Annotated in this window: 11 protein-coding genes and 1 tRNA gene; 3 read left to right on the top strand and 9 right to left on the bottom strand. The window is 58.7% G+C overall.

The annotated features are described in order from the left end of the window. On the bottom strand, positions 1-671 hold a 671-nt coding region (locus VN887_01955; protein HXT38765.1), incomplete at its 3' end, for a DUF1549 domain-containing protein. Between the two features lie 177 nt (positions 672-848). Between VN887_01955 and VN887_01950 the strand changes: the two genes are divergently transcribed. Beyond that, a complete protein-coding gene (locus VN887_01950) occupies positions 849-1,622 on the top strand; it encodes a type II secretion system protein (protein ID HXT38764.1) in 774 nt (257 codons plus the stop codon). 92 nt (positions 1,623-1,714) lie between these two features. Continuing rightward, entirely contained in the window at positions 1,715-3,139 is a 1,425-nt protein-coding gene (locus VN887_01945) for a hypothetical protein (protein HXT38763.1), read from the top strand. A gap of 9 nt (positions 3,140-3,148) precedes the next feature. Here VN887_01945 and VN887_01940 read toward each other — a convergent pair. Next, positions 3,149-3,224: transfer RNA gene (locus VN887_01940), tRNA-Val, on the bottom strand. A gap of 197 nt (positions 3,225-3,421) precedes the next feature. Here VN887_01940 and VN887_01935 point away from each other — a divergent pair. Continuing rightward, on the top strand, positions 3,422-3,913 hold the full coding sequence (locus VN887_01935) for a PTS sugar transporter subunit IIA (protein ID HXT38762.1): 492 nt from the start codon (positions 3,422-3,424) through the stop codon (positions 3,911-3,913). A 21-nt stretch (positions 3,914-3,934) separates the two neighbouring features. On the opposite strand, the gene VN887_01930 is transcribed toward VN887_01935, so the two are convergent. The 7 genes from VN887_01930 to VN887_01900 all read right to left on the bottom strand — a co-directional run. Next, on the bottom strand, positions 3,935-4,399 hold the full coding sequence (locus VN887_01930) for a tRNA (cytidine(34)-2'-O)-methyltransferase (GenBank protein ID HXT38761.1): 465 nt from the start codon (positions 4,397-4,399) through the stop codon (positions 3,935-3,937). Beyond that, complete coding sequence (gene truA / locus VN887_01925) at positions 4,396-5,232, bottom strand: tRNA pseudouridine(38-40) synthase TruA (GenBank protein ID HXT38760.1); 837 nt, start codon at positions 5,230-5,232, stop codon at positions 4,396-4,398. Before truA ends, VN887_01930 begins: the two co-directional genes overlap by 4 nt. A gap of 83 nt (positions 5,233-5,315) precedes the next feature. Then, positions 5,316-5,726: a Holliday junction resolvase RuvX gene (ruvX, locus tag VN887_01920; protein HXT38759.1), complete on the bottom strand. Its 411-nt coding sequence runs from the start codon at positions 5,724-5,726 to the stop codon at positions 5,316-5,318. Positions 5,727-5,730: 4 nt separating this feature from the next. Then, complete coding sequence (locus VN887_01915; GenBank protein ID HXT38758.1) at positions 5,731-7,134, bottom strand: glutamate-1-semialdehyde 2,1-aminomutase; 1,404 nt, start codon at positions 7,132-7,134, stop codon at positions 5,731-5,733. A gap of 1 nt (position 7,135) precedes the next feature. After that, positions 7,136-8,773 carry an NAD+ synthase gene (locus tag VN887_01910; protein HXT38757.1) on the bottom strand — a complete coding sequence of 546 codons (1,638 nt, stop codon included), beginning with the start codon at positions 8,771-8,773 and terminating at the stop codon, positions 7,136-7,138. Positions 8,774-8,795: 22 nt separating this feature from the next. After that, entirely contained in the window at positions 8,796-9,278 is a 483-nt protein-coding gene (locus VN887_01905; GenBank protein ID HXT38756.1) for a DUF192 domain-containing protein, read from the bottom strand. An 82-nt stretch (positions 9,279-9,360) separates the two neighbouring features. Continuing rightward, a partial coding sequence (locus VN887_01900) for a hypothetical protein (protein ID HXT38755.1) occupies positions 9,361-10,023 on the bottom strand: 663 nt, incomplete at its 5' end.

Raw genomic sequence — 10,023 nt, 5'->3', positions numbered from 1 at the left:
TACGCGCCGGCCTTTCTATCGGAGACGAAATTCCTGACTTCCTCCGGCTTCGGCGGCAGGCCAATTAAATCCAGGGAGAGCCGCCGGATCAACGTCACGCGATCCGCTTCCGGCGAGGGCGTAAACCCCTGCTCTTCCAGTCTGGCCAGAATAAAATCATCAATGGCATTACGAACCCAGCGTTTGTTTCGCACCGGCGGAATATGGGGACGAACCGGCGCCTTGAAGGACCAGTGGTTCCGGGGGTCAGGCGCCGCCGCCGATGGGATTTCGTCGGGCCACGGAGCGCCGGCATCAATCCACTGCCGCAATCTCTCGATCTGGTTTGAAGTCAGGCGCTCGCCTTTGGGCGGCATGATTTTCTCGGCATCAAGCCCGGCCACGTACTTGAAAAGCGAACTCTTGCCGCTGTTCCCGGGCCTGATCGCGTTCCCGTCGTCACCGCCACCCAGGGCGCTCGCTTTGTTGTCGAGGCGGAGGCCGCCCTTTTGCTTTTCCGCGCCGTGACAGGAATAGCATCGTTTCGAGAAAATGGGCCGAATATCCCGGTCAAAATCGACGTCCACCCTTCGCACCGCCTGTTCCCGGCCCGCGGCCGCGACGCTCGGCGGCGCGACCAAAGCCGAGACGGACAGCAAGCAGAAAGGCGCAATGGCAGACAGTCGGTGCACAGGAACGACGGATTTTATACGAATCAAGTTCTTATGACGAGAAAACTCTGTCGTAGATTTAATTTTTGTGAGCGCGCACCAAAAACGGCGACGGCCGACCGCATGGCGCTCGAGCCGGCAAAGTTCGGCTTGCTCGAAACCCCTTACACCGGTAAAACCTCCCCGTAACCTCCGACAATGCCCGTAGAGTCGCGAAAACCTTCGGTTGCCGGATTCGTCCCTGACGATGCCGCCCGGGCGTTCACATTGATTGAACTGCTCGTGGTCATCGCCATCATCGCGATACTGGCCGGAATGCTTCTGCCCGCGCTGGCCAGCGCCAAGGAGAGCGGCCGCCGCATCGCGTGTATAAACAATTTGCGCCAACTCAGCATCGCGCATGTCATTTACGCCGACGACAACGCGGGAAAATTCCCGCCGCGCGTTTTCAACCCCGCATGGACCACCCGGCTGCGGGAGACCTACAAAGATTTGCGCGTATTGAAATGCCCGACGGACGTTCCAAATCCCACCACGTTCGGCGCCGATCCAACCAATTTTCCCGCCGATGCCGCCCCGCGAAGTTATATCATCAATGCATGGAACGATTTCTTCCAGGTTTCACTGGAAGCCGGTCAGTTCCAAAGCTACATGGGCGGCAGCGGTCTGTTCACGATGCCAGAATCAGCCGTTCACCAGCCTTCCGAGACCGTGGTTATTGGGGAAAAACGCTCCAAGTCCGGGCATTTCTACATGGACTTTATTCAGGGGGATATGGGAAACGACCTTCAGGAGGTCGAGCACGGCCGTCACTCGACGGGCGGGAACAACAACAATCGCGCCGGCGGTTCTGATTTCGCGTTTGCCGACGGCAGCGCGCGGTTCCTCAAGTTCGGGCGATCGCTCACCCCTCTCAATTTGTGGGCGGTCGAAGACGTGTGGCGGACGAACACGGCAAATTTCAGCTTCTGATCCGCCGCTCCACCGACATTCTCCCCGGTCTCTGATTTCACTGTCGTGCTTTTCGGCCGCTTGCTGTAAGTTGACTTCAACAGAACTCCTCCATGAACACCTATAAAACGTATCGCAACCTGCCGGCGCTGGCCGGCGTATGCTCGATGGACCAGGCGATGAAGCCGGGGCTGTCGGTTGAGGAATGTGTCCGGCGGCTCAAGCGTTATCATTACGCGTTCAAACGTCTCCACCAGATTTTCACCGCTCGCATCACCGCCGAACCGGTTTACGAACTCAAAATGGGCTTCAGCCTGCACGCGTATCTCTGTGCCGAACACACGGCAACGCTCAGGAAGCGGGTTGGTGAAATGCGCGAACCCCCGCTCGGCCTCGACGTCGTTCCGGACCCTGGCCTTGAGATCCTGTTTGATGAAATCCTGGCCGCGCCAACAACGGAGGAGCTGGTTCTGGGCCTTTATGAAAAGGCGTTGCCAGCCTTGAAAACTGCGTTGGAACGCCACTTGGCGGACACCAACCCCCTGGCGGACCAGCCATCCGCGCGCGTCTGCCGGTTCGCTTTGCTCGAACTCGACGACATGTTGAAGTTTGGCGCCGTGACCGTTGACAGTCTCATCGATGAGACAGTTCGTGAGCGCACGCTGTCCTGGCTGTCACTGCTGGATGATTGTCTGGCCGTTGCCGGCGGACTGGACGGAACACAATCTCCTGTCGCCAGGAACATTTCGCGCCTCCACTCAATCCGGCCTTACCAATACGACGGCCGGCCAAAACGCGACGAGCGTTTCCCCGATCCTTTTAACATGGGCGTGAACGCCGAAGTGTTTCTTTACGACGCCAGATTTCCGCCCGAGCCGAAGACGCTGATGATGTTTTACAAGCGTCTGCGGGAAGTTGACGTGCCGGAAATGATGGCCAGCATTATCAGCGAAACAACGGACAAATCATGGGATTATTACCGCGACATGACCCGGCAGCTCTGGGACGAAGCCCGCCACGCCATGATGGGCGAGGTCGGCTTTGCCAACCTCGGCATCGACTGGCCACGCAACGTCATGATCAATTTCACATGGTCGCTCGCGCTGAACACTCAACTCAAGCCCATCGAGCGGCACGCGGTCCTTTACTTCATCGAACAGGGATTGATGCCGAAAAACGGGAAACGCTTCGAATGGGAGGTCGGGATGGCTTCACGCAATCCGTTGTCGGCCCTGTTTCAGGACTACGACTGGGCGGACGAAGTGCTGCACGCGCGCATCGGTCGTGACTGGTATCTCAAGGAATTCGACGATGCCAGAAAAGCCGTTCAATACGGTGACCAATGCTGGTCGCGCGTCCTGATGAACTGGAACAAGTGGCGGGAAGACGGCCTGACACAGCATCGCAACTGGTGGCCCGAGGCATACCACGAAGCCTGCAAACATTGGGGAACCGAGCCCGATCCTGAAGTCCTGCGATATTCGACGACCTACGAACAGGTCCGCGCAGATCTGAAAACCATCTCCGCGTCGGCCTGAAATCTGAAATGGTGGGCGCTGAGGGATTCGAACCCCCGACCTACTCGGTGTAAACGAGACGCGCTAACCACTGCGCCAAGCGCCCATGACGGTCCACGTTAGCGGGTCTTCGCGCCGGTTGGCAACGCTAACATCGCCCGACCCTTCCGCGCGATCTCAACTTCTGAACCTGCGGCCCGCTAATCCACTCTCCCGCCGCCCCACAGATCCAATGCGCTCCGATCAGGCGCGAGAATAATTTTTCTTCTCATCGCGGCAAGACCGGTTCTACGATGCCGACTTATGGCAGGGTCCGGGCAAAAGCGGCTTCTCCTGGGCGATTTGATCTCCCCCACCACGGTCGAATTGCGTTTGCGCGGTCGCCAACGCGACGACGTGCTCGCCGAGCTTGTCGCTAAGATTCCGGAGATCGCGGACCGCCCACAAGACAGGCAAACCCTCCTCCGTGCCCTGCAGGAGCGGGAGCAACTCCACAGCACCGGCATTGGCGACGGCGTGGCCCTGCCCCATGCGCGCAATGCGCTGGTCGGCCTCGTGGCAAAACCAGTGGTCGTCTTTGGCCGGCACGACCAGGGGATCGCGTTCGGCGCGATCGACGCCAGGCCCGCCCATCTTTTCTTTCTGCTGGTCACGACCACCGTGGCGCAACACCTCGGGATTCTCGCCCGCATCAGCCGGCTCATTCGTGATCCCAAACTGCGACAGAGCCTGAGCTCCGTCGACAAACCGGAAAAAATCATTGCGCTCATCAAGGAGGCTGAAACCGCGCTGTGAATGGGTTCCTGCGATTGCGGATCATTTTCCGCCCTGAAACCCCTGCTGTCGCAGAGCCTCGAACAACACCAGCGCAGCGCAATTCGAAAGATTCAGAGAGCGCGATTCCGGATTGAACATCGGGATGCGCAGCCAGCTATCGCGCTTTTCTTCCAGCAGCTTTTTCGGCAGCCCCGCGGTTTCCCGCCCGAACACCAGGTAATCATCCGGCGCAAAACGGGCTTGAGTGTAAAGCGTCGGCCCGCCCGATTCGATCAACCAAAGCCGCGCGCCGGACGGAAGTTGATTTCGAAACGCAGCCCAGTTCGGCCACCGATGCCACTCCACGTGCTGCCAGTAATCCATTCCAGCGCGTTTCAGTTGTTTGTCATCGAGCTTGAATCCGAATGGCTCGATCAGATGGAGCGTGGTATGCGTGGCGGCGCACAACCGCGCCACGTTGCCCGTGTTCGGCGGAATTTCCGGTTCGACCAAAACAACGTTCATGATCGAACCGCCGGGGCGCGAAGGCGAGAACCGGAACTTCCCATTCGCTTCTTCCCGCGCCCTCGATGTCTCCGCATTGGGTAATAGACCCTCCAAAGGACCAACCCATGCGCCGGCGCGGTCATGCCGGCGGCGCGGCGATCCCTGCTGTCAACCATCTTCTTGATCTCCGAAACCGCGAACTTCCCCTGCCCCACCTGCACCAGCGTGCCAACGATGCCACGGCACATCTTGTAGAGGAACCCGTCTCCTTCGATGATGAAGGTCAACAGCCGACCGCCCCTCTTGATGTCGCAACGTGTCAATGTGCGCACCGTGGACTCCATTTCATAATTCCGATTGGCCGCGAACGATTTGAAGTCGTGCCGTCCGGGAACCAGCCTCGCCGCCGCGCGCATTGCCGCCAGATCGAGCGGCTTCGGCACGTGCCATGCCCGATGGCGCAACAACGGATTCATCGCCGCGTGGTTCCACACAAAGTAGCGATACTGCTTGCCTGTCGCGTCGAACCGCGCGTGAAAATCCGGCCGGCAGCGGGTCGCCGACACGACACGGACGTCTTCAGGCAACCACGCGTTCAACGCGAGGGCCAGTTTGCGGACGGGCATTTTGAATCCGGCCTTTCCAATCTCCACATGCGCCACCATGCCGAGCGCATGAACGCCCGTATCAGTCCGGCTCGAACTGTGCAACCGCGGTCCGCCGGGGAAAAGTTTCGCCAGCGCTTCTTCCACTCTCTGCTGCACGCCCACTCCGGTTTTCTGCACTTGCCAGCCTTCGTAATTCGTGCCGTCGTACGCAATGACCAGCTTGAATTTGAGGATGTCCGACATTTTCAGCCACCAATTGAACACAGAACAAAGACGGATAAAAAGAACGAATCTGGGTTCGATCCGTGTTTCATCTGTGACCGACCTCAATGGACACCGTCGAGGTAGCCCTGCAATAAAATCGCCGCCGCCATCTTGTCCACTTTCTCTTTGCGCGCGTCGCGGCGAACGTTGCCCTGAATCAACAGCCGATTCGCCTGCACGGAAGTCAATCGCTCATCCAGCGTTTTGATCGGAATGGTGATGGAACCCTTCAGCACTGCGACAAACTCCTGCACTTTCAACGCTGCCGGACCGTAGCTCCCGTCCATGTTCCGCGGCATGCCGACCAGAATCAATTCCACCTGCTTCTCGCGCAGGATTTCTTTGAACCGGTCCAAAAACTTAACGAACGGCTCCGCCGGGATGAACTCCAACGGCTGCGCGATCATCCCCAGTTCATCACTGATGGCGATGCCAATTCGCTTCGTTCCGTGGTCAATGGCGAGGATGCGCATTTTACTAAAGTTGCCCAACCACTTTCGTCGCGATGCTCGCTGTCGTTTGAATATCCTGCGGCGTATGTGCCGTAGAAATAAATCCCGCCTCGAACTGCGACGGCGCCAGATAAATCCCCTCAGCCAACATGCCGTGAAAGAATTTCTTGAAACGTTCGCGATCGCTGTGCATTGCGTCGGCAAGATTGTGGACCGGGTGGTCGGCAAAATACGCGCAGAACATCGAGCCGCAGCGATTGAACTGTACCGGCACTTTAGCCTTCTTCGCTGCGTCTCTCATCCCCGTCTCAAGCTGCGCGCCCATTTCTTCGAGGCGCGCGTACACATTCCCCGCACCCTCTGGACGGGGGATAGATTGTGAACCTCGCGCTCCCTTTGTAGGCCGTGCGGCAGGTTCCCCGGCTGATGATGATTCTCCCTCTCCCGTCGGATGGGAGAGGGTCGGGGTGAGGGGCTCGCAGAGTTCTCCCAAAGCCGCGATGCCCGCTGCCATCGCCAATGGATTTCCGCTCAGTGTGCCGGCTTGATACACGGGACCGAGCGGCGCGAGCAAATCCATGATGTCCGCGCGTCCACCGAATGCGCCCACCGGCAAACCCCCGCCAATAATCTTTCCAAAGCAACTCAGGTCGGGCGCGATGCCGAAGCGTTCCTGCGCCCCACCCCACGCGAGCCGAAAGCCGGTCATTACCTCATCGAAGATCAGCAGCGCGCCGTTCTCCGCCGTGATCTTGCGCAGAAACCCCAGGTAACCCGGCTTCGGCAGATACAAACCCGCGTTGCCCGGCACAGGCTCCAAAATGATTCCGGCGATTTGGCTTTTGTTCGCGTCAAATGCGGCCTTCACGGCGTCAGTGTCGTTGAACGGAAGAACAATGGTGTGTTGTGTGAACGCGGCAGGCACACCGGCGCTGTCCGGATGACCAAACGTCAACGCGCCGGAGCCGGCCTTGACCAGCAGCGAATCCGCGTGGCCGTGGTAACATCCTTCGAACTTGATGATCTTGTCCCGCTTCGTGAACCCGCGCGCCAGTCGAATGGCGGACATGCAGGCTTCTGTTCCTGAATTCGTCATGCGGACCTTCTGCACGCTCGGCACAGCGGAGCAGACAAGCTTCGCCATCGTTACCTCGGATGGGTTTGGTATGCCGAAGCTCGTCCCGTTTTCCGCAGCCTGCTGCACCGCCCTGATGATTTTCGGATGTGCGTGACCGAGAATCGCCGGTCCCCAGGTGCATACGTAATCAATATATTCGTTGCCATCCACATCCCACACGCGGGCACCTTTCGCCTTGTTGACGAAAAACGGCTGTCCGCCGACCGCGCGAAACGCACGCACGGGCGAGTTCACCCCGCCGGGGATGTATTTCAGCGCCTCTTCAAAAAGCTCCTTCGACTTCGAATGCATTTCAGACCTCGCGGTATCGTTGAGCAATCGGAATACGCCGCCCGACGCCGAACGCCTTGCTGGTCACTTTCAATCCGGGCGCGGCCTGGCGGCGCTTGTATTCGTTCAGATCAATCAGCCGCACGACGCGCTTCACCGTAGCTTCGTCAAATCCGCTCGCGATGATTTCCGCAGCGGACCTGCCCTCGACCACGTTGGCTTCGAGGATCGCGTCGAGGACGTCGTACGGTGGCAACGAGTCCTGGTCGGTCTGGTTCGGGCGCAATTCTGCGGACGGCGCTTTGGTGATGGACGCAGCCGGGATGATTTCCTTGTCCCGGTTGATCCAACGCGCGAGCCGATACACCATCGTCTTCGGCACATCGCTAATGACCGCAAGACCACCGCACATGTCCCCGTAAAGCGTACAGTACCCCACCGCCAATTCGCTTTTGTTCCCTGTCGTCAGCAACAGCGAACCGAACTTGTTCGAAAGCGCCATCAAGGTCACGCCACGCAATCGCGCCTGTACATTCTCCTCGGTCGTGTCCTCGTGCCGTTTCGCGAACACGTCCTTGAGTTGCGACTTGACCGCGTCAAACGGCGGCTGAATGGGGATCACGTCGTGCTGAATCTGCAGGCGCTCAGCCAGCACACGGGCGTCGTCGAGGCTGCCCCGGGACGAAAACTGCGACGGCAGTGAAACACCGCGGACGTTTTCAGCGCCAAGCGCCGCGACCGCGAGACAAGCCGTTAGCGCCGAGTCGATGCCACCGCTCAGTCCGAGCACGACTGATTTGAAGCCGCACTTGTGAATGTAATCGCGCAGGCCGAGGACGAGCGCCTTGAAAACTTTCTCCTCGTCCGCGCTCGTGTCAGGACCGGCAGCGTGGGTTGAATCGGTGTCCACGACGACAAAATCCTCGTTGAACAACGCGCCGCGCGCGATCAAATCCCCCGCCTCGTTTAACGCAAGGCTGCAACCATCGAACACGAGTTCGTCGTTTCCACCGGCGAGATTGCAATAAACCAGGGGCGCGCGCGTTTTAGCCACCAGGCTATGGAGCATGTCCATGCGCGTCTGGTTTTTCCCGAGGTGCCACGGCGACGCCGAAACATTGAAGATGATTTTCGCTCCCGCTTCGGCGAGTTCCACGGCGGGGTTGCGCCGATACCGCCGGTCGCGCCAGAAGTCCTCGTCGTTCCAGACGTCCTCGCAAATCGTCAGGCCGATCTTCTGTCCATTGAACTCGACCGGCGCATTTTCTTTTGCCGGCTCGAAGTAACGGTCTTCATCAAAGACATCGTAAGTTGGCAATAGCGTCTTGACGCGGGTCGCCAGGATCTTCCCGTTTTGCAGCAGAGCGACGGAGTTCGTCGCCTCGCGCCCGGGCCGCCTCGGATTTTCACCGACGTAACCGACAAGCAAACCTGTCTTGTCTGTTGCAGCCGCCAGACGGTCCAGCAACGCAAGGTTACCCTTGATAAAGCCGTTCTTGAGCAGCAAGTCGCGCGGCGGGTAGCCGGTCGTCGCCAGTTCCGGGCAAACCACCATTTCTGCTCCGGCCTCAACGCCGCGGCGATAAGCGTCGAGGATTTTCTCCTCGTTACCGGCGAAGTCACCGACCGTTGTGTTGATCTGAGCCAGGGCAATTCTCATGTGGGTTGCGCCAATCGCGCGCTCAACGTCGCCCCAAAAAGGTCTCCGTCAAAGAGCCGCGTTCCGTGCGAACGACGACGCCCGTGGAAATCATGTTCCGATCGAACCAGCCCTGGCGGGTTTCCAGGGCGTAACGAATATTCTCCGACGCGGAGAAGACCGTATTCGTATTGCCCGGCTGAAGGTCGTGGATTTCCTGGATGATTCCGTCGGGGTCTATGTAGGCGACTGACAGGGGCACAACACAGTTTTTCATCCAAAACGCCGCCTGTTGCGGGTATGGCAAGATGAATATCATTCCTTCACCCTCGTTGATGTTCGTCCGGAACATCATGCCGGTTTGAATCTGGACCAGCGTTTGCGCGACCTCCGCAGTCAGCTCCCTCGGGCCGAGCCAGAGTTTGAGCGTGGACAATTTCGGCTGCGCGGAGGGCGCCCGTTTTTCACAGGAAGTCAGAAACAATCCCGCCGCTAAAGCCAGACCGATTTTCCACCCAAATCTCATGCCAAGAGACTGCGGAGAACTTCACTCCTTTTCAACTATTTGTTGACCAGGATGCTCGTGGCTTTCACTTTGCCCAACAATCTCAGAGGTAGCTAAGCCACGGCTCGCGCCGCCGCCGCTTGACTTCGGCAAACCAGCGGCACAGTGGGTACAACGCCAGCACAACGCATATCCATATCAGGTAAACCGCCGCCAGACCGTATCCGTAATTCGCGGGCATCGGCGGGGGACCGCCGCCGGTTGGATTTGCAAACAGCCATTCCGCATGGCCGAAATGGATATAAGCGAGCACGACAGCCAGACCATGAATCAATGGAATGTGAAGCAGATAGTAAAAAAGCGGCACGCGACCGAAAACCAGAACCGGTCGGAGCCATCGCGGTGTTCCCCGATCCAGCAGCGCCAGGACAATCATCGCCGGCCCAAGCGTCATCAGCAGATACAGGAGTGACGGCGGGTATTTGTGACAGTTTAGAAACGAGAACAGCGTGAACAATGCGTTCTTCTGGTGCGACCATCGGTCTGGATCTCCATAGGCGTTGGTGGCGCGAAGCAGAATGAAGAACGCAATCGACAGTGCGCCCAGGCGGAACAACCACTGGCGGCGCCGGGCTGGATCGAAGAGCAACAAGGAACCAAACCCGTAACCCGCGGCCATCACACCAATCCACGGAATCAACGGATAACCGGCGGATTGGTGTGATGGCCGCGGGTTACGGGTTTGGTTCCTTGTTGCTCTTCGATC

Source organism: Candidatus Angelobacter sp., from assembly GCA_035607015.1.
Taxonomy (GTDB): domain Bacteria; phylum Verrucomicrobiota; class Verrucomicrobiia; order Limisphaerales; family AV2; genus AV2.
This window is presented reverse-complemented; position numbering and strand designations above follow the sequence as displayed.

What these genes read in the sequence shown, in the direction of transcription:
- VN887_01950 (HXT38764.1), top strand. Translation starts at nt 849, where the DNA reads ATGCCCGTAGAGTCGCGAAAACCTTCGGTTGCCGGATTCGTCCCTGAC.
- VN887_01945 (HXT38763.1), top strand. Translation starts at nt 1,715, where the DNA reads ATGAACACCTATAAAACGTATCGCAACCTGCCGGCGCTGGCCGGCGTA.
- VN887_01935 (HXT38762.1), top strand. Translation starts at nt 3,422, where the DNA reads ATGGCAGGGTCCGGGCAAAAGCGGCTTCTCCTGGGCGATTTGATCTCC.
- VN887_01905 (HXT38756.1), bottom strand. Translation starts at nt 9,278, where the DNA reads ATGAGATTTGGGTGGAAAATCGGTCTGGCTTTAGCGGCGGGATTGTTT.
- ruvX (HXT38759.1), bottom strand. Translation starts at nt 5,726, where the DNA reads ATGCGCATCCTCGCCATTGACCACGGAACGAAGCGAATTGGCATCGCC.
- VN887_01910 (HXT38757.1), bottom strand. Translation starts at nt 8,773, where the DNA reads ATGAGAATTGCCCTGGCTCAGATCAACACAACGGTCGGTGACTTCGCC.
- VN887_01930 (HXT38761.1), bottom strand. Translation starts at nt 4,399, where the DNA reads ATGAACGTTGTTTTGGTCGAACCGGAAATTCCGCCGAACACGGGCAAC.
- truA (HXT38760.1), bottom strand. Translation starts at nt 5,232, where the DNA reads ATGTCGGACATCCTCAAATTCAAGCTGGTCATTGCGTACGACGGCACG.
- VN887_01915 (HXT38758.1), bottom strand. Translation starts at nt 7,134, where the DNA reads ATGCATTCGAAGTCGAAGGAGCTTTTTGAAGAGGCGCTGAAATACATC.